The sequence below is a fragment of the Serratia sp. CY32780 genome (genome assembly GCF_052169135.1).
GTDB classification, from domain to species: domain Bacteria; phylum Pseudomonadota; class Gammaproteobacteria; order Enterobacterales; family Enterobacteriaceae; genus Serratia; species Serratia sarumanii.
The window spans coordinates 242181-264741 of record NZ_JBJNLI010000006.1; the positions used below are offsets into that span (position 1 = coordinate 242181).

The 22561-nt window shown below is 60.9% G+C and carries 21 protein-coding genes and 2 tRNA genes; 7 read left to right on the forward strand and 16 right to left on the reverse strand.

The features are described from left to right. The first annotated feature begins 26 nt into the window (after positions 1-26). Positions 27-794, forward strand: coding sequence for a CDP-diacylglycerol diphosphatase (locus tag ACJ8HH_RS21470; protein ID WP_033654494.1), 768 nt, complete (start codon positions 27-29; stop codon positions 792-794). Here ACJ8HH_RS21470 and ACJ8HH_RS21475 read toward each other — a convergent pair whose 3' ends face one another. Together ACJ8HH_RS21475 and pdeH are read right to left on the reverse strand one after the other, a co-directional pair. After that, positions 795-2834 (reverse strand): AsmA family protein, encoded by a 2040-nt coding sequence (locus ACJ8HH_RS21475; RefSeq protein WP_033649973.1) that lies wholly within the window; start codon positions 2832-2834, stop codon positions 795-797. Positions 2835-2924: 90 nt separating this feature from the next. Further along, complete coding sequence (gene pdeH, locus ACJ8HH_RS21480; RefSeq protein ID WP_033649972.1) at positions 2925-3716, reverse strand: cyclic-guanylate-specific phosphodiesterase; 792 nt, start codon at positions 3714-3716, stop codon at positions 2925-2927. A 240-nt stretch (positions 3717-3956) separates the two neighbouring features. On the opposite strand from pdeH, the gene ACJ8HH_RS21485 reads away from it, so the two are divergent. The 3 genes from ACJ8HH_RS21485 (at position 3957) to ACJ8HH_RS21495 (ending at position 5827) form a co-directional block, all read left to right on the forward strand. Beyond that, positions 3957-4889, forward strand: coding sequence for a sugar kinase (locus tag ACJ8HH_RS21485; protein WP_033649971.1), 933 nt, complete (start codon positions 3957-3959; stop codon positions 4887-4889). 66 nt (positions 4890-4955) lie between these two features. Further along, positions 4956-5135, forward strand: a complete 180-nt coding sequence (locus tag ACJ8HH_RS21490; protein ID WP_033649970.1) for a hypothetical protein — start codon at positions 4956-4958, stop codon at positions 5133-5135. Further along, positions 5132-5827 (forward strand): LuxR family transcriptional regulator, encoded by a 696-nt coding sequence (locus ACJ8HH_RS21495; RefSeq protein WP_060429270.1) that lies wholly within the window; start codon positions 5132-5134, stop codon positions 5825-5827. Before ACJ8HH_RS21490 ends, ACJ8HH_RS21495 begins: the two co-directional genes overlap by 4 nt. A 53-nt stretch (positions 5828-5880) precedes the next feature. On the opposite strand, the gene ilvC is transcribed toward ACJ8HH_RS21495, so the two are convergent. Beyond that, positions 5881-7356: a ketol-acid reductoisomerase gene (ilvC, locus tag ACJ8HH_RS21500; RefSeq protein WP_038874693.1), complete on the reverse strand. Its 1476-nt coding sequence runs from the start codon at positions 7354-7356 to the stop codon at positions 5881-5883. 168 nt (positions 7357-7524) lie between these two features. Here ilvC and ilvY point away from each other — a divergent pair, with 168 nt between their 5' ends. Continuing rightward, positions 7525-8415, forward strand: coding sequence for an HTH-type transcriptional activator IlvY (gene ilvY / locus ACJ8HH_RS21505; protein ID WP_033636409.1), 891 nt, complete (start codon positions 7525-7527; stop codon positions 8413-8415). Between the two features lie 8 nt (positions 8416-8423). Here ilvY and ACJ8HH_RS21510 read toward each other — a convergent pair whose 3' ends face one another. The 10 genes from ACJ8HH_RS21510 to ACJ8HH_RS21555 all read right to left on the reverse strand — a co-directional run bounded on the left by ACJ8HH_RS21510 (position 8424) and on the right by ACJ8HH_RS21555 (position 18767). Beyond that, entirely contained in the window at positions 8424-9125 is a 702-nt protein-coding gene (locus ACJ8HH_RS21510; protein ID WP_060388456.1) for a DUF2461 domain-containing protein, read from the reverse strand. 21 nt (positions 9126-9146) lie between these two features. Next, on the reverse strand, positions 9147-9725 hold the full coding sequence (locus ACJ8HH_RS21515) for a hypothetical protein (protein WP_060388457.1): 579 nt from the start codon (positions 9723-9725) through the stop codon (positions 9147-9149). Then, entirely contained in the window at positions 9725-10720 is a 996-nt protein-coding gene (locus ACJ8HH_RS21520; protein WP_033654501.1) for a hypothetical protein, read from the reverse strand. The genes ACJ8HH_RS21515 and ACJ8HH_RS21520 overlap by 1 nt, the downstream gene beginning before the upstream one ends. 112 nt (positions 10721-10832) lie before the next feature. Continuing rightward, complete coding sequence (gene ilvA / locus ACJ8HH_RS21525) at positions 10833-12377, reverse strand: threonine ammonia-lyase, biosynthetic (RefSeq protein WP_015379394.1); 1545 nt, start codon at positions 12375-12377, stop codon at positions 10833-10835. A 5-nt stretch (positions 12378-12382) separates the two neighbouring features. After that, positions 12383-14233: a dihydroxy-acid dehydratase gene (gene ilvD / locus ACJ8HH_RS21530; protein ID WP_033649965.1), complete on the reverse strand. Its 1851-nt coding sequence runs from the start codon at positions 14231-14233 to the stop codon at positions 12383-12385. Between the two features lie 76 nt (positions 14234-14309). Then, a complete protein-coding gene (locus ACJ8HH_RS21535) occupies positions 14310-15236 on the reverse strand; it encodes a branched-chain amino acid transaminase (RefSeq protein ID WP_060388459.1) in 927 nt (308 codons plus the stop codon). Positions 15237-15259: 23 nt separating this feature from the next. Beyond that, on the reverse strand, positions 15260-15517 hold the full coding sequence (gene ilvM / locus ACJ8HH_RS21540; protein ID WP_004929955.1) for an acetolactate synthase 2 small subunit: 258 nt from the start codon (positions 15515-15517) through the stop codon (positions 15260-15262). After that, positions 15514-17160: an acetolactate synthase 2 catalytic subunit gene (ilvG, locus tag ACJ8HH_RS21545; protein WP_060452236.1), complete on the reverse strand. Its 1647-nt coding sequence runs from the start codon at positions 17158-17160 to the stop codon at positions 15514-15516. The genes ilvM and ilvG overlap by 4 nt, the downstream gene beginning before the upstream one ends. 142 nt (positions 17161-17302) lie before the next feature. Next, a complete protein-coding gene (gene ilvL / locus ACJ8HH_RS21550) occupies positions 17303-17401 on the reverse strand; it encodes an ilv operon leader peptide (RefSeq protein ID WP_013814970.1) in 99 nt (32 codons plus the stop codon). Between the two features lie 133 nt (positions 17402-17534). After that, positions 17535-18767, reverse strand: a complete 1233-nt coding sequence (locus ACJ8HH_RS21555; protein WP_033636415.1) for an MFS transporter — start codon at positions 18765-18767, stop codon at positions 17535-17537. Positions 18768-19108: 341 nt separating this feature from the next. Between ACJ8HH_RS21555 and ACJ8HH_RS21560 the strand changes: the two genes are divergently transcribed. Beyond that, positions 19109-20632 carry a YifB family Mg chelatase-like AAA ATPase gene (locus ACJ8HH_RS21560; RefSeq protein ID WP_060452237.1) on the forward strand — a complete coding sequence of 508 codons (1524 nt, stop codon included), beginning with the start codon at positions 19109-19111 and terminating at the stop codon, positions 20630-20632. 27 nt (positions 20633-20659) lie between these two features. Here ACJ8HH_RS21560 and ACJ8HH_RS21565 read toward each other — a convergent pair whose 3' ends face one another. Continuing rightward, the gene (locus tag ACJ8HH_RS21565; RefSeq protein ID WP_004929946.1) at positions 20660-20998 is read right to left on the reverse strand and encodes a DUF413 domain-containing protein; all 339 of its coding nucleotides are present in this window, start codon (positions 20996-20998) and stop codon (positions 20660-20662) included. A 119-nt stretch (positions 20999-21117) separates the two neighbouring features. Here ACJ8HH_RS21565 and hdfR point away from each other — a divergent pair, with 119 nt between their 5' ends. Further along, complete coding sequence (hdfR, locus tag ACJ8HH_RS21570; protein WP_033649961.1) at positions 21118-21945, forward strand: HTH-type transcriptional regulator HdfR; 828 nt, start codon at positions 21118-21120, stop codon at positions 21943-21945. Between the two features lie 261 nt (positions 21946-22206). On the opposite strand, the gene ACJ8HH_RS21575 is transcribed toward hdfR, so the two are convergent. Together ACJ8HH_RS21575 and ACJ8HH_RS21580 are read right to left on the reverse strand one after the other, a co-directional pair. Beyond that, positions 22207-22282: transfer RNA gene (locus ACJ8HH_RS21575), tRNA-Trp, on the reverse strand. A 51-nt stretch (positions 22283-22333) separates the two neighbouring features. Further along, positions 22334-22410, reverse strand: a tRNA-Asp gene (locus ACJ8HH_RS21580). Positions 22411-22561 lie beyond the last annotated feature (151 nt).

The following is a 22561-nucleotide window of genomic DNA, read 5'->3' on the forward strand; positions in this document are numbered from 1 at the left end:
GTTTCTCTCGGTAACAGGATCGGCCGATGTCTCTGCGTCGTGGGGTATTTGTCTGCGTTGCGCTGCTGGCGGCTCTCGCCATCGCGCTCTATTACGGGTTGAAGCCTGATCATCCCGATGCGCTGTGGCGCATCGTCAGCCAGCAATGTCTGCCCAATCAGCAAGCGCATGACAACCCGGCGCCCTGCGCGCAGGTAGATGTGCCGGCCGGCTTCGTGGTGTTTAAAGATCGCAACGGGCCGCTGCAATACCTGCTGATGCCCAGCGCCAAAATCACCGGGATAGAAAGCCCGGCAGTGCTGGACGCCACCACGCCGAATTTCTTCGCCCAGGCCTGGCGCGCGCGCCACGTGATGGCGGAACGCTATGGCAAGCCGATCGACGATGGCGATATTTCACTGGCGATCAACTCGGAATATGGCCGCACGCAAAACCAGCTGCACATTCATATCTCCTGCCTGCTGCCGGCGGTAAAACAGCGGCTGGCGCAGATCGGCCCCGATTTTATCGATCAATGGCAACCGCTGCCCGGCGGCCTGTTGGGGCATGACTATCTGGGGCGGCGGGTGACCCCCGCCGAACTGGAACAACAGGGCGCCTTCCGCCTGTTGGCTTCCGGCCTGCCGCGCGCCGAAGGGCGCATGGGCAGCTTCGGCCTGGCGATGACCGCGCTGCCGGACGGCGATTTCCTGCTGCTGGCGACCGAGCGCAGCCTGCTGCCGTTTACCCTGGCCTCGGCGGAAGAGATCCAGGATCACGACTGCCGGCTACTCACGCCGCCGCCGCACGCCTGACTATTTTTTGCCTTTCATCTCCCGCAGGATCTGCCCGCACTGGTTCTCCTCGCCGCCTTCACTGGGTGAAACCAGCGCCAGCAGCGCCGCCGCCGGCGTCAGCACCGCCCCCAACGCCACCGCCGCCGCACCGCGCGCGATCAGCGGCCCGGCTTTCACCCCGGCGTCGGGGTGCTTGAAGGTGCCTTTCACGTACAGCGGCGAGCGCAGGGTCAGCACGCGCATCCCCTTGCTTTCCGGATCGATGGACAAATCCAGCCGTTCGGTGGAGAGGTTGGTGTTGCCGGTGATGTTGATCACCGCGTTCTCGGTGTCGAACACGAACAGCCGCGGCGCGGCGACGCCGCTGCGGATGCCGACGTCCGCCGCGGCGCAATTGATGCCCACCACGTCGTCGCCGAACAGCTGCGCCACCAGATAGTTGCCGACGTTCAGGCCGAGGATCTCCATCAGGCTACGGCTGATCACCCCGTTATTGATCAACAGGCGCAGGTCGCCGTTGCTGGTCGCCAGCAGCTCGGCCACCGAATTGCCGCTGCCCGTCAGCCTGGCGTCGCCGTTCATCTGCCCGAGGCTGCGCTTCATCGCCGCCACGTTCGGCAACAGCTGTTTGAGCTGGAGTTTGCGCGCATGCATATCCACCTGGCCGCGCATCGGCTTTTTGCCGCCGTCGAGGCGCACCACGGCGTTCAGGCTGCCGCCCGCCATGCCGAAGCGCAGCGGATCCAGGCGCAGTTCGCCATTGTTCAGCTTCAGATGCGTGGCCAAATCGCTCAGCGGCAAATCGCTGCCGCGTTCGATACGCGCGGCGGCAAACTTCACGTCCGCATCCATCTTGCGCCAGCTTTGCGTATCGAACTGTTCGACCGGCAGCACCTTATCCGCCGGCTGGCGGCTCTTCTCGCCGCGCCCGGCTTTGGCGGCGTTGGAGTCCGCGCCGATCAGCGGCGCCAGATCCGCCAACCTCAGCTGCCGGGAGCTCACCGCGCCGCTCAGCGTCGGCCGCGGCTTACCGGCAACGTATTTCAAATCGCCGTGAATGTCGCTGTCACCGATTTTGCCGTCGAATTTCTGATATTCGAACACGGCGCCGCCCGGCTGATGCAGGCGGGCAATCAGATGGCCATCGGTCGCATACGGCGGCGTGTTCGGCAGCAGCACGCCGGTCAAGCCATAGAGATTACCCAGGCTTTCGCCGGAAAATTTCAGCTGCACGTCCAGCCCGCCGAGGTTCAGCGGATCGGTCAAGGTGCCCGCCACCGCCACACGGGTGCTGCCGGAGCGCACGTCGGCCTGCAGCGGGAACGGCAGATCGGCGCTCTGCAGCGACAGCATGCCGCCAATCTTGCCGCTGCCGCTCAGCGGCTCGCCGTTGTATTTGCCCTTGACCTGCCAACCGAAGACGTAGTCAGGAGTGGCGGCCTTGCCGCTGCTCTGTTTGCCGGTCACTTCACTGAACGGCAGCGGTTTGCCGAGCGGATCGATGACGGCGCGGAAGTCCGCCTTCAGCGTGGCGTCTTTAAAGGCGATCTGCCCCTTGTCGAACACGATGTCGTGAACGGTGAACGACCAGTCGGAAGGCGGTTGCTGCGGATCCTGGCCAGCGGCCAGGTCAAACGTCCAGTTGTTGTCGCCGTTGGCCAGGCGTTGCAACGACGCATTCGGCTGCTTGAGCCAAATGCGCGGGATCAGCAGTTCTTTCTTCAGCAACGCCAGCGGTGCGATGCTGGCGTCGACGCGCTGCAGCGTCACCATGCTGTCGCCGGGCATGTTTTTCGGGTTACCCAGCCACACGTCTTCGGCGTGAATATGCGGCCAGGGCACCCAGGCGCGCCAGCCGCCCTCATCCCGGTTACGCGACCAGTCGACGCCCAGATCGCCGCGGATGGCGAACGGCCGCCGCAGTTCGGCCGACACTTTGTCGTTGATGGTGGGCTTGAGTCGATTCCAGTCGAAGGTAGCGATGAAGATCGCCAGCGCGGCGATCGCCAGCAGCACAATGCCGCCCAGCCAGCTGAAAACCTTTCCTGTTCTTGTCATAGGGCTCCCTCAGCACATAAACCGGGCTGCCGAATGAAAGGAAAAGGAATGAGCAGCCCCGTTTAAGATTAGCTGAGGATAGGCCGGAGTTCACGCCGGCGCGCCGGGCGCGGCGAACAGCGTCGGTACGCTGTGTAAAGTTTCAAAGCATGCCGGGCGGGAAAGATAGTAACCCTGCGCGGCCAACGCGCCGGAACGCTGCACCAGCCGCCACTCCTGCTCGGTTTCCACGCCTTCGACGATCACCCCGTCGCTGTACTGGTTCATCATCTTGATCAGGGTGCCGAGCAGCTGCACGCCCTCTTCAGACTGTTTAAGCAAGGTGAACAATTCGCGCGCTACCTTGATGTATTGATAGCGCCAGGCGCCGACGGCGGAGAAGTTGGCCAGCCCGCTGCCGAAATCGTCCAGCCACAGCCGTTCGCCGCCGACCATCTGGTGCAACGGGCGGTTTGACGCCGTTTCGGCGTGCTCCACCAGTTCGAAGCGCAGATAGGGCATCTCGGCGATCTGCCGCTGCAGCTCGCTATGGCGCTGCAACGCTTGCAGCGCCATGCCGTCGATATTGACCGACACCATCAACGCGTGGCGAATGAACAATGCCTGCCAGCGCTGCAACAGCGCCAGCTGTTCCTGGATCACCCGCAAACGCTGGGCGACGCCGAGCGAGGAAAAATACTGTTCCGGGGATTGCCGTTTGTCCGGTTCATTCGGGTGATATACCGCCGTCAGCAGTTCCACCGCCAGCAGCGCGCCGCTGGTGCGATAAATCGGCTGGAAGGTATACAAGCGCCGGCATTGCCGCCAGTAGCGCCGCGATTTGGCGCAGGCATAGAGGGCAAAACAGGGCGCCAGCAGACCCGAGATCAGGTTGGTTATCATCGGTACTATCGCCGTGGCGGGGAAGTGAGAGCGCTGCCGCTGTTTCTTTACCCAGCTTATCGGCCGCGCCGCGCAAAACTTTAAGCACGAATTGCCGCACGGTTTCTTCTTCACCCTGTTTTGGCATGGGCCGATCGCGATCATAAAAAATCAAAACACCGTTTTAATTTATTGACTCCCTCACCGCCTTGCGTGGAGACTGGCGGTTGTTGCTTCTTCTTTAGCCAGGGCTTATTGACGATGACTATCCGAAATCTCGCCGTGATCGGCGAATGCATGATCGAACTGTCGCAGCAGGGCGCACAGCTGACGCGCGGCTTTGGCGGCGATACCCTCAACACCGCCGTCTACCTCGCCCGCCAAATGCCGGAACAGACGCTGCAGGTGCATTACGTCACCGCGCTCGGCACCGACAGCTTCAGCGACGAGATGCTGCAGGCCTGGCGGCAGGAGAAGATCGAGACCGGGCTGATTCAGCGGTTGGAAAACAAACTGCCGGGCCTGTACGTGATCGAAACCGACGCCGCCGGCGAACGCACCTTCTACTACTGGCGCAACGACGCCGCCGCCCGGTATTGGCTGGCGGGTCCCCAGGCCGACGCACTGTGCGCCCGGCTGGCGCAGTTCGATTACCTGTATCTCAGCGGCATTAGCCTGGCGATCCTCGCGCCTGCCGACCGCACGAAGCTGCTGGCGCTGTTGCGCCGCTGCCGCGCCAACGGCGGCCAGGTTATCTTCGACAATAACTATCGCCCGCGCCTGTGGCACAGCCGTGAGGAAACGCAGCAGGCCTACCGTGAGGTACTGGCCTGCACCGACATCGCCTTCCTGACGCTGGATGACGAAGAGCTGCTGTGGGGCACGCAGCCGGTTGAACAGGTGGTGGCGCGCACGCAGGCGCTCGGCGTCGGCGAGATCGTTATCAAACGCGGCGCGGATGCCTGTCTGGTGTTCAGCGTGGAGGGAGAGCGGCTTGAGGTGCCGGCCATCGCGCTGCCGCCGGAACGCGTGGTGGATACCACCGCGGCGGGCGACTCTTTCAGCGCCGGTTACCTGGCGGTACGCCTGAACGGCGGCAGCGCCCAACAGGCGGCGCAGCGCGGCCACCAGCTCGCCGCAACGGTGATCCAACACCGCGGCGCCATCATTCCCGCAGCGGCGATGCCCGCATAGCCAATAAGGCGGCGGCGAGGTAGCCTCGCCGCCCGCACAATAGATCCCAGAAGCATTGATGAGAGGATGATTGAAAGAATTTCCCTGGCGTTGGCTTATTTCCGCCCAGAGCTGCTAAGCTCGGGTCTTGGCATTGCTGCCTTTTTGAATTTATTAGCCGAGTATAAATTTCAATCCGCCGCACTGACTAGCTGGACTTTGGTGCAGGTCGGGCTGAGCCGCGAACGACAGGGAGGTTACCAATGACCGTCACATTCGCCAACGCCGTCGCCGCAAGACTGCATCTTGACGGCCGACTGCACGCCTTCAGCCAATTCAAATACGCTTATTTGACCTTCAACAAACACCTTCCCGATCGCCATCTGCTGGTCTCGAGCTACCCGCAAGAATGGCTGGACATCTACAGCGCCAATCGCTATCAGCGCATCGATCCCGTCGTGCGCGCCGCCCATAGTCGCTGCGCGCCCTTTATGTGGCACGACACCCCCGTCACCACCGCGGATCGGCATTACCGGAAGATCTTCAGCCAGGCGCGGGAGTACGACATCGTGCACGGCTGCAGCTTTGTTTTGCACGATCACGACAACAACCTGGCGATCTTGTCGATCAGCGCCACGGCAGCCGATGACGCCGAACTGCGGCAGCTGATGGAAGACGAGAGGGCCAGCCTGCAGATGGTATTGGTCGATACCCACCAGCACGCTCTGGCCTTGGCCAACGCCGAGGCGAGCCGGACAGACCGGCTCTCGCCGCGCGAAGGGGAAATCCTCTACTGGGCCAGCCAGGGCAAAACCTACCATGAGATCGCGCTGATCCTGGGGATAAAAACCGGCACGGTGAAGTTTCACATCGGCAATGCGGTGCGTAAGCTGGGGGTCGCCAACGCCAAACACGCGATCCGGCGCTGCCTCGAACGGCAATTGATCACACCACCGTAGGCATAAAAAAGCCGGCATCGCTGCCGGCTCTGTGTGCTTTGCCTTGCGGGAAATCAGCCCGCAACGGCGATGCGTTTCATGTCGGTCATGTAGCCACGCAGTTTGCGGCCGACGGTTTCGATCGGGTGGCTGCGCACCGCTTCGTTCACGTCACGCAGCTGCGCGTTGTCCACCGCCGTACCCGCCGCGGCTTTGCCCAAATCGCCCGCCTGCAGGGTGGTCATGAAGTCCTTCAGCAGCGGCACCGCCGCGTTGGCGAACAGGTAGTTGCCGTACTCTGCGGTATCGGAGATAACCACGTTCATTTCATACAGACGTTTGCGCGCAATGGTGTTGGCGATCAGCGGCAGCTCGTGCAGCGACTCATAGTAAGCCGACTCTTCGATGATGCCGGCATCGACCATAGTTTCGAACGCCAGCTCAACGCCCGCTTTCACCATTGCCACCATCAGCACGCCGTGATCGAAGTACTCTTGCTCGCTGATTTTGCCTTCAAACTGCGGCGCATTCTCGAACGCGGTTTTGCCGGTCTCTTCGCGCCAGGTCAGCAATTTCACGTCGTCTTCCGCCCAGTCGGCCATCATGCCGCTGGAGAACGCGCCGGAGATGATGTCGTCCATGTGCTTCTGGAACAGCGGCGCCATGATGGTTTTCAGCTGTTCGGACAGCGCATAGGCACGCAGCTTGGCCGGGTTGGACAGGCGATCCATCATCAGGGTGATGCCGCCCTGCTTCAGCGCTTCGGTGATGGTTTCCCAGCCGAACTGAATCAGTTTCTCGGCGTAAGCCGGATCGGTGCCCTCAGCAACCAACTTATCGAAGCACAGCAGCGAACCCGCCTGCAGCATGCCGCACAGAATGGTCTGCTCGCCCATCAGGTCGGATTTCACTTCGGCGACGAATGAGGACTCCAGCACGCCGGCGCGGTGGCCGCCGGTGGCCGCCGCCCAGGCCTTGGCAATCGCCATGCCTTCGCCTTTCGGATCGTTTTCCGGGTGAACCGCAATCAGGGTCGGCACGCCGAAGCCGCGCTTGTACTCTTCACGCACTTCGGTGCCCGGGCATTTCGGCGCGACCATCACCACGGTGATATCTTTACGCACCTGCTCACCCACTTCAACGATGTTGAAGCCGTGGGAGTAACCCAGCGCCGCGCCGTCTTTCATCAGCGGCTGCACCGCGCGCACCACGGAAGAGTGCTGCTTGTCCGGCGTCAGGTTGACCACCAGATCCGCCTGCGGGATCAGGTCTTCGTAGGTGCCGACCTTGAAGCCGTTTTCGGTCGCCTTGCGCCAGGAAGCGCGCTTCTCGTCGATCGCTTCTTTGCGCAGGGCATAGGCGACGTCCAGGCCGGAGTCGCGCATGTTCAGCCCCTGGTTCAGGCCCTGGGCGCCACAGCCGACAATCACCACTTTTTTACCTTTCAGGTAGCCGGCTTCGTCAGCAAATTCGTCGCGCGCCATAAAGCGGCATTTACCCAATTGCGCCAACTGCTGACGCAGGTTCAATGTGTTGAAATAGTTAGCCATGGTGGTACTCCGGTTTGATGTTGTCTTGCATTGTTATTTTCATTCCCCGCCCTGTCTGTGCGGAGATTCGTTAAACTCAATGTATAACAGGAAATGCGTTGCTTAAATTGATATATTAAGAACGTGACATTGCAATTTATGCAACACACTCACTGCGAGCGTATCGATATGGATTTACGTGATTTAAAGCTGTTCCTGCATCTGGCCGAAAGCCATCACTTCGGGCGCACCGCCAAGGCGATGCACGTCAGCCCGTCGACGCTCTCCCGCCAGATCCAGCGGCTGGAAGAGATCCTCGGGCAGCCGCTGTTCCTGCGCGATAACCGCACCGTGCAGCTGACCGACGCCGGCGAACAGCTGAAAGAATTCGCCCAGCAAACGCTGCTGCAATATCAGCAGCTGAAGCACTCGCTCGGCCAGCACGGCCCTTCGCTGAGCGGCGAACTGCGGCTGTTCTGCTCGGTGACCGCGGCGTACAGCCACCTGCCGCCGATCCTCGATCGCTTCCGCGCGCAGCACCCGCTGGTGGAGATTAAGCTGACCACCGGCGACGCCGCCGACGCGGTCGACAAAGTGCAATCCAACGAGGCCGATCTCGGCATCGCCGGCCGGCCGGAAACGCTGCCCGCCAGCGTGGCGTTCACCAAAATCGGCGAAATCCCGCTGGTACTGATCGCGCCGGCGCTGCCCTGCGCGGTGCGCAGCCAGGCGTTCGCCGACAGGCCCGACTGGGCCGAGATCCCGTTCATCCTGCCGGAGCACGGCCCTTCGCGAAAACGCATCGAGCTGTGGTTCCGCCGCCACCGCATCAGCAATCCGCTGATTTACGCCACCGTCGGCGGCCACGAAGCCATCGTGTCGATGGTCGCTCTGGGCTGCGGCATCGCACTGATCCCGAGCGTAGTGGTGGACAACAGCCCGGAGCCGGTACGCAACCGCATCTCGCAGCTGGATAACATCTCGATGGTCGAACCGTTCGAGCTGGGGGTCTGCGTTCAGAAAAAGCGCCTCAGCGATCCGCTGATCGACGCCTTTTGGCGCTTGCTGCATCCCCGCTGACGCGGGGTTTACAGATCCGCTGGATCGACCTGCTTCATCGTCTCTACCTGCATCAGCCAGTGGTAGAGCGGCTCAAGCTGCAAAAATGCCCCGGCCAGCAGCGGCGCCAGATCGGCGCTGAACAGCTTTTCCACTTCGCTGTCGGTCACCATCACCGCGAACGACTTGCGGTTGTACCAGGTGGCGATCTCCGCCGCCTGCTCCTTAACCAGCGGGCGCTTGTAGCTTTCGCCCACCAGCTCGAATGGCGGCCGGCAGCAGGCGGCCACCTCAAGGAAAGGCTGCGGCCGCTGCCTCAGCGTATGGCGGAACAGATCCATGGTCGGCTTGTTGGCGCTGTAGTAGCCGAGCCCATAGCGCAGCATGTCCGGCCCCAGTTCGAAAAAGTAGACCGGCGCGTCTTTCCAGTCTTTGCTCGGGCGCTTGAACGTCAGCCACATGCGGCTGCGGTAGCGCGATTTGTCATGTGAAAAGCGCGTATCGCGATGAATGCGCGACAGCGTTTTGCCGATCGCCGGGCGAGTCTCGAACTGCGGGTCGATCGCCAGCATGCCGGGAGCCAACTGCTCCACCAGCGCGCGAAACGGCGCCAGCAGCTCGCGATCGTAGATGTCGCGGTTGCCGTCGAACCACGCCTTATCGTTCTCGATCCGCACCTGCTGCAGGAAATTCAGACCCTGCTGGCTAAAGCCGGAGAAGGGTTGCGTCATAAGTTTTTCCGTTCTGACGGTTTATCGGGTGTTGCGCAGATCTTCTCTCTGCCAACGGCGTTTGATAAATACGCGCCGACGCGTGCGAAAATAAGCGACATAGAGATAGAACGCCGCCCGGTTGCTGAATAGCGCCCCGCCAACCACGCCCCCCAGCAGCATGGCGACAGTGGCGATGCCGGTCATCCCCGCCGCCCACGCCGCCGCGGCGCCAAGGCAAAACAGGCCGAGCATGCCAAGGTAATATTGCAGCAATACCACCCCGCTGTTTTTACCCTGCACCAGTTGGAACAGGATCAACGTCATCCACACCGCCACGATCGCGCCGCTGCCCATGAGAACGGCGGCGGAAGTCTTGCCGCTCCAGGCGGCCGCCACGTCCGTGGCCAGGCCCATCACGCCCGCCAGCCCCAGCGCCAGGCAAACCATCAGCAACATGACATTGCCGACGCCCGGCGGCGACAGCCGCTGGCCCGGCGTCAGGAAATGCTGCTCGAGCTGCGCATCCACACCGGCGAAAAGCGCGCCATCGCGCGCCGCGATTTGGCGTTCCATCTCCCGGCCCTGCGCGATCAGACGTTTAATCATCCAGTCCGCCATTACCTCACCATCTGCGGCAATTTCTGCATAATGCCCACAAAATACTGCCCGGTGGTTTTCACATTCACCGGCGCAGACAGGGTGCCGCTGATGCCGCTGCCCACGAACGTCAATGAGTTATTGAGCGCCGAATGCAATTGCTGGCGCAGCCCGTTTTGGATCGCTTCCGTCGGGTAGCGCTTCGGGTATAAGCCGTTCTTCACCATCTCTTTCAAGACGTTATTGGAAATTCCCGGATTTTCCGCCCGAATGATGTTTTCGGTCAGCCGCTTCCTTTCGCTACGGGGCATGCTTTTCAGCCATTCCGTCGCCTTGCGCGCCGAAATGCGGCGCATGGCGCGGTAGGTCATCGTCGCTTCCTTCAGGGCAGCCCCGGCACTGGCCAGCGAGATCACATCGAGCACGGTACTGGTAGCGATATACCACTGTTCTGAGTCGAGCTGAGCCAGTTCATCGCCTTTCCCGTCATAAAGCTTGTTGACGCGGTACAGCCCATTGCCGCACTGCAACGCGCTGGCGGCCATGCCGGCATAACCCAGATAAGCCACCGCCGAGCTGGTGCCGCCGGTAAACGGCACGGCGACGCTGCCCGACGCCAGTAAAAATACCGATACCAGCAGCGTTCCGCACGACAGCGCGGCCGAGGCCAACTCTTTGCTGACGCTGGGTTTGCTCAACGCTTCCGACAGCGTATTGGTCGCGGCAACGCGTGAAGTATGAGCCACCGTTTTGCTGATGACCACGTGGGTAACCTGCGAAGCGTTTGAGTAACCGGTGTGCTGCGTCGGGCGGACTAAAAATGAGTTCTGCCCGTCGGAAAAAATAATGCCCACGCCATGAAAGGCGAGGCTGCAGTCCAGCGAGTCCTGCAAGGCTTGCAGATTAATATCGCGATAGAATTCTTGTACACCGGTATTGCCCAACAAGCGGGCAAACTCGGCGTTGGTCAAATCGTCTTCGGGGGAACCGAACGGCGTAGAAAAAGCGGTTTTCATTGTCGTGCATCCCTATACGTCAGAAGTCTTGGCAGTATAAAAATGCACGACAAAATCACAACCATGCAACCCATAAACTGACTAACGCGTCACGGTTGCTTATCAATCCGACTCACCCCTGCAAAAAGAAGCGGAACGCCGGGTTGTCGGTTTCGTCGTGGCAATCGTAGCCCAGCGCCTGCAGGTGCCGCTCGAATTCCGGCTCGCTTTGCGCCAGCTCGAAGGCCGCCAGCACCCGGCCGAAGTCGGTGCCGTGGCTGCGATAGTGGAACAGCGAAATGTTCCAGTGCGTGCCCAGCGTCTGCAAGAACTTCAGCAGCGCGCCCGGCGACTCCGGAAACTCAAAGCTGTACAGCCGTTCGCGCAGCGGCTTCGACGGACGCCCGCCCACCATGTAGCGCACGTGCAGCTTGGCCATCTCGTCGTCCGACAGATCCACCACCTGATAACCGTCGGCGTTGAGTTCGTCGATGATCTCCCGCCGTTCGGCGTGGCCGCGCGTCAGACGCACGCCGACGAAAATGCAGGCATTGTCGGCATCGGCGTAGCGGTAGTTGAATTCGGTCACCGAGCGGCCGCCCAGCAGTTGGCAGAACTTGAGGAAGCTGCCCTGCTGTTCCGGAATGGTTACCGCCAACAGCGCTTCGCGTTGTTCGCCCAGTTCGCAACGTTCGGAAACGTAGCGCAGCCCGTGGAAGTTGAGGTTGGCGCCGGACAGCACGTGCGCCAGACGCTCGCCCTGAATGTTGTGCTGCTGCACGTACTTTTTCAGCCCCGCCAGCGCCAGCGCGCCGGAAGGTTCGGCAATGGCGCGCACGTCCTCGAACAGATCTTTGACCGCCGCGCAGATGGCGTCGCTGTCCACGGTGATCACGTCGTCCAGATACTCACGGCACAGGCGGAAGGTTTCGTCGCCGATGCGCTTCACCGCCACGCCTTCAGCGAACAGCCCGACGCGCGCCAGATCCACCGGATGGCCGGCATCCAGCGCCGCGCGCAGGCAGGCGGAGTCTTCCGCTTCGACGCCAATCACTTTGATCTGCGGCATCAGCTGCTTGATCAGCACCGCCACCCCGGCGGCCAGGCCGCCGCCGCCGACCGGCACGAAGACCCGATCCAGATGCGCGTCTTGCTGCAGCAGCTCCATCGCCAGCGTGCCCTGCCCGGCGATCACCGTCGGATGATCGAACGGCGGCACGAAGGTCATTCCTTGCTGTTGGGAAAGCTCGATCGCCTTCGCCTTGGCCTCGTCGAAATTGGCGCCATGCAGCAGCACTTCGCCGCCGAAACCGCGCACCGCATCCACCTTGATGTCCGCGGTGGACACCGGCATCACGATCAGCGTTTTGATCCCCAGCCGTTTACCGGAGAAGGCGACGCCCTGCGCGTGGTTGCCGGCCGAAGCCGTTACGACGCCGCGCGCCTTCTGCTCTTCGTCCAGCCCGGCGATCATCGCATAGGCCCCGCGCAGCTTGAAGCTGTGCACCGGCTGGCGATCTTCGCGCTTCACCAAAATGGTGTTGCCGAGGCGCGAAGAGATTTTGCTCATGGCCTGCAACGGGGTGACCTGCGCCACCTCGTAGACCGGCGAGCGCAGTACCGCTCGCAGATATTCCGCGCCGCAGGGGGCGCTGGGTAGGGGTTGAGAGACCGCCATACTGCTTATCCCCCCAGTTTGCTCTTGTCGCGCACCGCGCCTTTGTCGGCGCTGGTGGCCAACGAGGCGTAAGCGCGCAGCGCGAAGGACACCTGACGTTCACGGTTTTTCGGCGTCCAGGCCGCATCGCCGCGCGCCAGTTCCGCCTCATGCCGCGCCGCCAGCTCCTGCTCGCTGACGTCCAGCTGGATGCCGCGATGCGGAATGTCGATCGCGATCATGTCGCCGTCCTGCACCAGGGCGATCAGGCCGCCGTTGGCCGCCTCCGGCGAGGCGTGGCCGATGGACAGCCCGGAGGTGCCGCCGGAGAAACGCCCGTCGGTGATCAGCGCACACGCCTTGCCCAGCCCCATCGATTTCAGATACGTGGTTGGGTAAAGCATTTCCTGCATGCCCGGCCCGCCTTTCGGCCCTTCGTAACGGATAACGACCACGTCGCCCGCCACCACTTTGCCGCCGAGGATAGCTTCTACCGCATCATCCTGGCTTTCATAGACTTTGGCCGGTCCGCGGAAGGTGAGGATTTCCTTGTCTACGCCAGCGGTTTTGACGATACAGCCATTTTCCGCCAGGTTGCCGTACAGCACCGCCAGCCCGCCGTCCTGACTGTAGGCGTGCTCACGGGTGCGGATGCAGCCCTCCTTGCGGTCGGTGTCCAGCGAATCCCAGCGGCAGTCCTGAGAGAATGCCTGCGTGGTGCGGATACCGGCCGGCCCGGCGGAGTACATTTTCTTGACGCTTTCGTCGCGGGTCAGCATCACGTCGTAGGCTTCCAGCGTCTGCGGCAGGGTCAGCCCCAGCACATTGTTCACCTCGCGGTTCAGCAAGCCGGCGCGATCCAGCTCGCCGAGGATGCCGATTACGCCGCCGGCGCGGTGCACGTCTTCCATGTGGTATTTCTGCGTGCTCGGCGCCACCTTGCACAGGTGCGGCACTTTGCGCGACAGGCGATCGATGTCTTCCATGGTGAAGTCCACCTCGCCTTCCTGCGCCGAAGCCAGCAGGTGCAGCACAGTGTTGGTCGAGCCGCCCATGGCGATGTCCAGCGTCATGGCGTTCTCAAACGCCGCCTTGTTGGCGATATTGCGCGGCAGCGCGCTCTCGTCGTCCTGCTCGTAATAGCGTTTGGTCAGCTCGACGATGCGCTTGCCGGCGTTGAGGAACAGCGCTTTGCGATCGGCGTGAGTGGCCAGCAACGAGCCGTTGCCCGGCTGCGACAGGCCCAGCGCTTCGGTCAGGCAGTTCATCGAGTTGGCGGTAAACATGCCGGAGCAGGAACCGCAGGTCGGGCAGGCGGAACGCTCGATCTGCTCGCTGTCGGCGTCGCTGACGTTCGGGTTCGCGCCCTGGATCATCGCATCCACCAGATCCAGCTTGATGATCTGATTGGAGAGTTTGGTCTTGCCGGCTTCCATCGGGCCGCCGGAGACGAAGATCACCGGGATATTCAGGCGCAACGCCGCCATCAGCATGCCCGGGGTGATCTTGTCGCAGTTGGAGATGCACACCATCGCGTCGGCGCAGTGGGCGTTCACCATATATTCGACCGAGTCGGCGATCAGCTCGCGCGACGGCAGGGAATAGAGCATGCCGCCATGGCCCATGGCGATGCCGTCATCCACCGCGATGGTGTTGAACTCTTTGGCCACGCCGCCGGAGGCTTCGATCTGTTCGGCGACCAGTTTGCCCAGATCGCGCAGATGCACGTGGCCCGGCACGAACTGGGTAAAGGAGTTGACCACGGCGATGATCGGCTTGCCGAAATCGGCGTCGGTCATCCCGGTCGCGCGCCACAATGCGCGGGCACCCGCCATATTGCGGCCGTGGGTGGTGGTGGCGGAACGGTACTTAGGCATGCTCTTTTCACTCCAAATGTATTTATGACAGGCGGCGAACGAACCGCCTGGATATTCTTATCTGTCTGTCTTGTCGTTACGGATTGACCGGATCCAGCCAGCCGTATTTGTCTTCTGTCTTGCCGCTGAACAGGCCGAAGAACGCCTGCTGGATCTGTTTGGTCACCGGGCCGCATTTGCCGATGCCGACCTGAATGCCGTCCACGCTGCGCACCGGCGTGATTTCCGCCGCGGTGCCGGACATGAACACTTCGTCGGCCAGGTACAGCGATTCGCGCGACAGCACCTGCTCACGCACTTCGAAGCCCATGTCTTTCGCCAGCTTGATGATCGCGTCGCGGGTGATGCCCGGCAGCGCCGAAGAGGTGAACGGCGGGGTGTAAATCACGCCGTCTTTCACTTCAAACAGGTTCTCGCCCGCCCCTTCAGAAATGTAGCCGTGCACGTCTAGCGCAATGCCTTCCTGATAGCCGTGGCGACGCGCTTCGCTGCCCACCAGCAGAGAGGAAAGATAGTTGCCGCCGGCCTTGGCCGCGGTGGGGATGGTGTTTGGTGCGACGCGGTGCCAGGAGGAGACCATCGCGTCGATGCCTTGATCCAGCGCTTCTTCACCCAGATAAGCGCCCCAAGGAAACGCCGCGATAATCACGTCCGTTTTGTAACCGGCCGGCGGGTTGACGCCCATGCCGACATCGCCGACGAACACCAGCGGGCGGATGTACGCGCTGACCAGGTTGTTCTTGCGCAACGTGACGCGGCAGGCTTCCATCAGTTCGTCAACGCTTTGCGAAACCGGCATGCGGTAGATTTTCGCCGAATCGTGCAGGCGCTGCATATGCTCGCGATGACGGAACACTACCGGCCCCAAGTGCGAGTCGTAGCAGCGCACCCCCTCAAATACCGACGTGCCGTAATGCAGCGCGTGCGACATCACGTGCACTTTGGCCTCGGCCCAGGGAACCATCTCACCATTGAACCAAATGTAATCGGCTTTCTTTGTCATTGTTATTTATCCTTCTCGGCGCCTCAGGCGCGTATTTGTTGTGATGTTGGCTGCTGGATCTCGACGCAGGAGACGTCCATCAGTTTGCTTAATTGAGATGACAACAGGGCAACCGGACGCGGGCTGGCAACGGTCAATTCGATATTGATGCTGTCGGCGTTGGCCGGGGAAACCATATTCATAGCACAAACCTGAAAGCCGCGATGACGCACGACCCGCAATACGCGCTCTAACATTTCGGGGCGAAAACGCGCCTGGATCGAGAGTTGATGCTGCATCATGATATTTCCTCCAACATGGTTTCGTTGCCGGCGCCCGGCGGTACCAGCGGCCAGACATTTTCGAGTTCGTCGATAGAGACCTGCAGCAGATAAGGGCCTTCGGTGTTGAACAGCGCCTCGAGCGCGCCCTCCACCTGATCCTTGCGGCTGATGCGCTGGCCGGGAATGCCGAAGGCGGCGGCCAGCATCAGGAAGTCGGGGTTATCGGACAGGTTGGTTTCACTGTAGCGGCCGTCGAAGAACAGCTGCTGCCATTGACGCACCATTCCGAGGCGCTGGTTGTCCAGCAGCACGATCTTCAGCGGCAGCTGTTTGCGCTTGATGGTGCCCAGTTCCTGCACGTTCATCATGAAAGAGCCGTCGCCCGAGACGCAGATCACCGTATCTTGCGGGCGCGCGATCTGGGCCCCTACTGCCGCCGGCACGCCGAACCCCATGGTGCCGAGGCCGCTGGAGGTGATGAAATTCTCCGGGCGTTCGAACGTCATGTGCTGCGCGCTCCACATCTGGTGCTGGCCCACGTCGGTGGTCACTACGCTGTTGGCCGGCTTGCGGGCGGACAGCTGGCGCAAGAACAGCGGCGCGTAGATCGGCTGGCCGGGGTGATCGTAGCGGCAGGCGTGGTCGGCTTTCAGCGCCGTCACCTGCTGCTGCCAGGGGGCGATGTTCAGCGGGCGCTGCAACGCCGGCAGCAACGCTTTCAGATCGCCCTGCAGGGCCACATGCGCCTGGCGCAGCTTGCTCATTTCCGCCGGGTCGATATCCATGTGGATCACTTTGGCGTGCGGCGCGAAGGCGTTCAGTTTGCCGGTTACGCGGTCATCGAAACGCGCGCCGACGGCAATCAGCAGATCGCACTCCTGCACCGCCAGGTTGGCGGCCCTGGTGCCGTGCATGCCCAGCATGCCGAGGTACAGCGGATCTTGCGCATCCGGCGCGCCCAGCCCCTTCAGGGTGGCGACGTTCGGCATGCGGGTCACGGCGATGAACTCGCGCAGCGCCGGCACCGCCTGCGCCATGCCCACGCCGCCGCCGACGTACAGCATCGGTTTGTGCGCCTGCGCCAGCAGCTCGGCCGCCTCCGCCAACGCCGCCGCCGGGAATGCCGGCGCTTCATCGACCGGTATCAGATGCGGGTGCAAGTCGCCCTGCGCCAGCTGGATGTCTTTCGGGATATCGATCAGCACCGGGCCAGGACGGCCGCCGGCGGCGATGGCGAAGGCTTCCGCCATAATGCCCGGCAGCGCGTCCAGCGATTCCACCAGGAAGCTGTGTTTGGTGCAGGCCAAGGACAGGCCGAGAACATCGATCTCCTGAAAGGCATCGGTGCCGATCAGCGCGGAACCCACCTGACCGGTGATGGCGACAACGGGAACGGAATCGAGCAGCGCATCAGCCAGGCCGGTGATCAGGTTGGTGGCGCCGGGGCCGGAAGTGGCGATGCAAACGCCGACTTTGCCGGTGGCGCGGGCGTAGCCGATGGCGGCCATCGCGGCGCCCTGTTCATGGCGGCACAGCAGGTGTTCCACACCGCCGTCGTACAACGCATCGTACACCGGCATGATTGCCCCGCCCGGATAGCCGAATACGGTATCCACACCCTGCGCACGCAACGCTTGAACTACCCACTGAGCGCCATTCATAGTTATTTCCCCGCCTTACTTCGACAACCGCAGGATTTTGTTCTGTTTTTCATGCTCTGCCCCTTGCTCCACTTTTCTCTTGCCAATAAAAAACCCCCGGACCTGACGGTGCGGGGGTTCTCTTGCGATTCCGGCTTGTTTGCTAAGCCTTTCTTCGTCCAAGTGCAGCCCCGCACGGTGGGATAATAATCACCACCACGCTAATCACGACTAGGCTAATCACTTGGGCAAAGGCTTTCATAATGGGTTTGTTCACTGTGCTCATTCAGAACTAATGCTTACAGAGGTACCATAGTCGCGCGCGGCATGACAACACTTTTTTTGCGTTATTATTCGGCGCAATCTGGTCATACCTCACGCGAATAGCCCGGATTTCACACGTTGGCGCGCACGCCCGGATTTTTCACCGCGTCTGTTATCGCCTTACCGCGCGTATCCTTGCCGAAGAACACCAACAGGGCGATCGCCAGCGCCACCGTACCGGCGACGATCGCCATCGCCAGGCCGTAATTATGCCCATGATGTTCGGCGATGGTCGCCTGCAGCGTGGCGTTGACCGAAGCGATCAGGTTACCCAACTGGTACACGAACCCCGGCAGCACCGCGCGGGTGTTGGCCGGCACCAGCTCAGTCAGGTAGGTCGGCACCACGCCCCAGGCGCCCTGCACCATGAACTGCATCAGGAAAGCGCCGATCCCCAACATCAGCGAACCGCTGGAAAATGCCCACAGCGGGATCACCGGCAGCGCCAGCAACGCGGCGATGATGATCGCTTTTTTGCGGCCGATCTTTTCCGACAACGAACCGAAGAAAACGCCGCCGATAATTGACGCGATATTGTAGCTAATGGCGATGATACTGACGGTTTTTGGATCGAAACCATGCTGAACTTTCAGAAACACCGGATACAGATCCTGCGTGCCGTGGGAGAAGAAATTGAACGCCGCCATCAGTAGCACCAGATAGCAGCACAGCTTCCAGTGGCTCTTCAACACCGGCAGCAAGGCAGAGCTTTCCTTGCGTTCACGCGCCGCCAGCCACACCGGCGACTCCTGCACGCAATAATAAATAAACGGCAGCAGCAGGATCGGCGCCGCGCCGATGACAAACATGCCGCGCCAGCCGACCGTTTCGAACAGCAGGCCGTACACCACCGCCGCCAGCAGATAACCGAACGGATAGCCGGCCTGGAAAATGCCCGACATCAGGCCGCGCGAGCGGTCCGGTATGGTTTCCATCGCCAACGACGACGCCACGCCCCAGATGCCGCCCATCGCAACGCCGTACAACACCCGCAACAGCAAGAAGACCGTCAGCGAGGGCGCGGCGGCGGAGAGCAGCTCAAACACCGAGAAGAAGACGATATTCAGCATCAGGATCGGCTTGCGGCCATATTTTTCCGCCGCACGCCCGAAGATCAGCGCGCCAATCGGGCGCACCGCCAGCGTGAGCAAAATCGCCAACGTCACCTGTTCCAGACCGACGTGAAAGGATTGCGCGATGTCACTGAGTAAGAATACCAGCACGAAAAAATCGAAAGCGTCGAGCGTCCAGCTTGAAAAGCTGGCGATTGCCGCGTTGCGTTGCAGCGGGGTCCAACCAAACATAGTGTTATCCCTACCGTAGAGTACGAAGTCAGGAGGTTTAGCGGCTGCCGGGCAGAATGCGGCGGCGGTCGGGGTTTGTTAAATAAGTGATTTTTCTTTTAATCAATTGTTAAATACACCCGTTAACCCTATGGTTGCAATGCGTATGGGCCGCTAATATGTTGCAGCCTTCAGCGAATTGTTAATGGGTATTGCCGCAGGTTGCGAGGCGGCTCGCACAACCTCATTTATTTCGATGAAAATCAGCGATTACTCTGCTAAATGCATCGAAAAACCACCAATAACGCCGCGCAATGCCCAGATGAATCACGCATCATGTCGCCCTCAGCAAGGAGAGCGATATGTCACTGGCGGTAATCTATAGCCGCGCCATCATCGGCGTTCAGGCCCCTTCCGTGACGGTGGAGGTGCATATCAGCAATGGCCTGCCCGGCCTGACGCTGGTCGGCCTGCCGGAAACCACGGTAAAAGAGGCGCGCGATCGGGTGCGCAGCGCCCTGATCAATAACGGTTTCACCTTTCCCGCCCGGCGCATCACCGTCAATTTGGCGCCCGCCGATCTGCCGAAAGAAGGCGGGCGTTACGATCTGCCGATAGCGCTGGCGATCCTCGCCGCCTCCGAGCAATTGCCCCTCGCACCGTTGGCGCGCTACGAGTTTCTTGGCGAGCTCGCGCTGTCCGGCTCACTGCGCGCGGTCAGGGGCGCGATCCCGGCGGCGCTGGCGGCGACTGATGCCGGGCGGCAACTGATCCTCTCAACGGACAACGCCGCCGAAGTCGGCCTGATCGCGCAGTCGCACTCCCATACCGCCCGGCACCTGTTGGAAGTCTGCGCCTTTCTGCTCGGCCAGGGCGAACTGCCGGTGGCGGCCACGCCTCCCGCTGCGGACACCGCCTGCGACAGCGCCGATCTGCGCGATATCATCGGCCAGGAGCAGGCCAAGCGGGCACTGGAGATCGCCGCCGCCGGCGGGCATAACCTATTGCTGATTGGGCCGCCGGGCACCGGTAAAACCATGCTGGCCAGCCGCCTCACGGGCCTACTGCCACCGCTCACGGAGCCTGAGGCGCTGGAAAGTCTAGCGGTCGCCAGCTTGCAGCATCACATTCCCACTGCCCTACCATGGCGCCAGAGGCCGTTTCGCGCACCGCACCACAGCGCCTCGATGGCGGCATTGGTCGGCGGCGGCTCACTGCCGCGACCGGGCGAGATCTCGATGGCGCATAACGGCGTGCTGTTTCTGGATGAACTGCCGGAATTCGAGCGTAAGGTACTGGATGCGCTGCGTGAGCCGTTGGAATCCGGCGAGATCGTGATTTCACGCGCCAACGCCAAGGTCTGTTTCCCCGCCAGAGTGCAGCTGATCGCGGCAATGAACCCCAGCCCGACGGGGCACTATCAGGGGTTGCACAATCGCGCCTCACCGCAGAAGGTGTTGCGCTATCTGGCCCGGCTGTCAGGGCCTTTTCTCGACCGTTTCGATCTGTCTATCGAAGTGCCGCTGTTGCCGCCGGGAACACTCAGTCATCGGAAAACACGCGGAGAAAGCAGCGAACAAGTGCGGAAAAGAGTGCTGCTGGCACGCGCCCGGCAACTTGAACGCGCCGGTAAAGTCAACGCGCTGCTGAGCAACCGCGAAGTGGAACGGGATTGCGTTCTGCAGGCGGCAGACGCCGAGTTTTTGGAAGCGACATTAAACGCGCTGGGGTTATCGGTTCGCGCCTGGCAGCGCATCTTGAAAGTGGCGCGCACGCTGGCGGATTTGGCGGGAGATGCTGAGCTCGACAGGCGCCACCTCAGCGAAGCGCTGGGCTATCGCAGCATGGACCGCCTGCTGTTACAACTGCATCGTAGTCTGGAATGAAAATGGGGCCCGCAGGCCCCATCGTCTTTAGTCTTCGCTGTCGCTGTAATCTTCTACTGCGTCAGCCTGCGGTTTACCGCCGGACAGAGTATGGAATTTCTTCGGGCGACGTGTGCGCGCCAGATATTTAGCCCATACTTTTTCCTGCTCGGTAGCCGCTTCGCGCTCACCGCGGCACACTGCGACGAACAGTTGTTCTTCTTCAGTGGCCGGCTGGCGTTTGCCCGAGTCCAGCTCGTTAAACGCGTAGCCGAAGCGCTCTAGCAATTGCGCCTCTTTAATGGTGAAATCGCCGTGACGGGAGAACCCGCGAGGGTAATGTTTATTATCAAAAAAACGATTGGTCGTGGTGAAGCTATCCGCCATCTGACACGCTCCTAATTCTCTTATGGCCGTGCTGTTTATGGCGCGGAGTATTAGATAGGCTTGACAGCGTGTAAAACAAAACATTTAAATCTTAACGACAAATTTTTTTGGAGATAGGTGTGGATACCGAATTACTGAAAACCTTTTTGGAGGTCAGTAGAACGCGTCACTTTGGCAGAGCCGCAGAATCTTTGTACTTAACGCAGTCCGCGGTCAGTTTCCGCATCCGTCAGTTAGAAAACCAGCTGGGCGCCAATTTATTTACCCGTCATCGCAATAATATCCGCCTGACGCCTGCCGGCGAGCGGCTTCTGCCCTATGCCGAGAGCCTGATGAACACCTGGCAGCTGGCGAAAAAGGAGGTCGTGCGTTCGCTGCAACACACCGAGTTGTCGATCGGCGCTACCGCTTCGCTGTGGGAAGCCTATCTGACCCCTTGGCTACAGGCGCTCTATCAACAACGCGAAGCGCTGCAGCTAGAAGCCAGGGTGGCATTAAGGCACTCTTTGGTAAAACAACTGCATGAAAGGCAGCTCGATTTACTGATCACCACTGAACCGCCTAAGATGGATGAATTGGCCAGCCAGCAACTGAGCAATTTCTCATTACGCCTGTTCTCATCCGCGCATCGTGACAAACAGGCCCCCATGCCCTACATCAAGCTGGAATGGGGAGCCGACTTCCACCAACAGGAAAGCCGCATACTGGAAGGTGATAACGTGCCGGTGCTTACTACCACCTCCGCTCACCTGACGCGTCAGCTGTTGGAAACCACGGGTGGATGTGCTTTCCTGCCCAGCCAGTGGGAAAAAGAGTATCCACAGTTGGTGGCCGCCACCGAGATCCCGCCGATTATCCGCCCACTGTATGCCGTCTGGTTGCAAAACAGCGATCAACAGCCTTTGATTCGGCAATTACTTAAAATACCTTTAAATACCGCAGCCTAAAGCGTTATGGCGGCCTTAAACGCCGTCATCGTGGTCATGCCTGTCTATCACACCAAAACGCGCTCATCGCCTTCTGAGAGAAGATAATGCAAAACGAGATAAGAATCAGGAGGCCGGCAGGATAGAGTTCGGAGGAACATGAAGCAACCAGGATCGGGCAAACATCGGCATATAGCGTCAAAAGCGCTCTATTCCAAAGCGGTAAGGAAGAAAAATGATAGGCAAAAAAAAACCCTTTGCTTTCGCAAAGGGTTCTTAATATGGCAGGGGCGGAGAGACTCGAACTCGCGACACCCGGTTTTGGAGACCGGTGCTCTACCAACTGAGCTACGCCCCTAAATCTCGCTTAACATTATGCCTGCTAATAAAGCAGGCATAATTAAATAAGTGGCGGAACGGACGGGGCTCGAACCCGCGACCCCCTGCGTGACAGGCAGGTATTCTAACCAACTGAACTACCGCTCCACCGATTCTTTTACGTTGCATCTTTCGATGCTGGCAATATCGCGCTCTGCGATTTGCGCATTACCAGTCGTCACGCTGATAACGTTTATTTGATGCCTGGCAGTGTCCTACTCTCGCATGGGGAGACCCCACACTACCATCGGCGCTACGG

Bases quoted from the DNA above. Each gene is read 5' to 3' on its own strand.
- ACJ8HH_RS21475 (WP_033649973.1), bottom strand. From the start codon at position 2,834: ATGACAAGAACAGGAAAGGTTTTCAGCTGGCTGGGCGGCATTGTGCTG.
- ilvC (WP_038874693.1), bottom strand. From the start codon at position 7,356: ATGGCTAACTATTTCAACACATTGAACCTGCGTCAGCAGTTGGCGCAA.
- ACJ8HH_RS21485 (WP_033649971.1), top strand. From the start codon at position 3,957: ATGACTATCCGAAATCTCGCCGTGATCGGCGAATGCATGATCGAACTG.
- ilvG (WP_060452236.1), bottom strand. From the start codon at position 17,160: ATGAATGGCGCTCAGTGGGTAGTTCAAGCGTTGCGTGCGCAGGGTGTG.
- ACJ8HH_RS21510 (WP_060388456.1), bottom strand. From the start codon at position 9,125: ATGACGCAACCCTTCTCCGGCTTTAGCCAGCAGGGTCTGAATTTCCTG.
- ACJ8HH_RS21560 (WP_060452237.1), top strand. From the start codon at position 19,109: ATGTCACTGGCGGTAATCTATAGCCGCGCCATCATCGGCGTTCAGGCC.
- ilvL (WP_013814970.1), bottom strand. From the start codon at position 17,401: ATGAAAGCCTTTGCCCAAGTGATTAGCCTAGTCGTGATTAGCGTGGTG.
- ACJ8HH_RS21490 (WP_033649970.1), top strand. From the start codon at position 4,956: ATGATTGAAAGAATTTCCCTGGCGTTGGCTTATTTCCGCCCAGAGCTG.
- ACJ8HH_RS21515 (WP_060388457.1), bottom strand. From the start codon at position 9,725: ATGGCGGACTGGATGATTAAACGTCTGATCGCGCAGGGCCGGGAGATG.
- ilvA (WP_015379394.1), bottom strand. From the start codon at position 12,377: ATGGCGGTCTCTCAACCCCTACCCAGCGCCCCCTGCGGCGCGGAATAT.
- ACJ8HH_RS21535 (WP_060388459.1), bottom strand. From the start codon at position 15,236: ATGACAAAGAAAGCCGATTACATTTGGTTCAATGGTGAGATGGTTCCC.
- ilvD (WP_033649965.1), bottom strand. From the start codon at position 14,233: ATGCCTAAGTACCGTTCCGCCACCACCACCCACGGCCGCAATATGGCG.
- ACJ8HH_RS21495 (WP_060429270.1), top strand. From the start codon at position 5,132: ATGACCGTCACATTCGCCAACGCCGTCGCCGCAAGACTGCATCTTGAC.
- ilvY (WP_033636409.1), top strand. From the start codon at position 7,525: ATGGATTTACGTGATTTAAAGCTGTTCCTGCATCTGGCCGAAAGCCAT.
- pdeH (WP_033649972.1), bottom strand. From the start codon at position 3,716: ATGATAACCAACCTGATCTCGGGTCTGCTGGCGCCCTGTTTTGCCCTC.
- ACJ8HH_RS21565 (WP_004929946.1), bottom strand. From the start codon at position 20,998: ATGGCGGATAGCTTCACCACGACCAATCGTTTTTTTGATAATAAACAT.
- ilvM (WP_004929955.1), bottom strand. From the start codon at position 15,517: ATGATGCAGCATCAACTCTCGATCCAGGCGCGTTTTCGCCCCGAAATG.
- ACJ8HH_RS21520 (WP_033654501.1), bottom strand. From the start codon at position 10,720: ATGAAAACCGCTTTTTCTACGCCGTTCGGTTCCCCCGAAGACGATTTG.
- ACJ8HH_RS21470 (WP_033654494.1), top strand. From the start codon at position 27: ATGTCTCTGCGTCGTGGGGTATTTGTCTGCGTTGCGCTGCTGGCGGCT.
- ACJ8HH_RS21555 (WP_033636415.1), bottom strand. From the start codon at position 18,767: ATGTTTGGTTGGACCCCGCTGCAACGCAACGCGGCAATCGCCAGCTTT.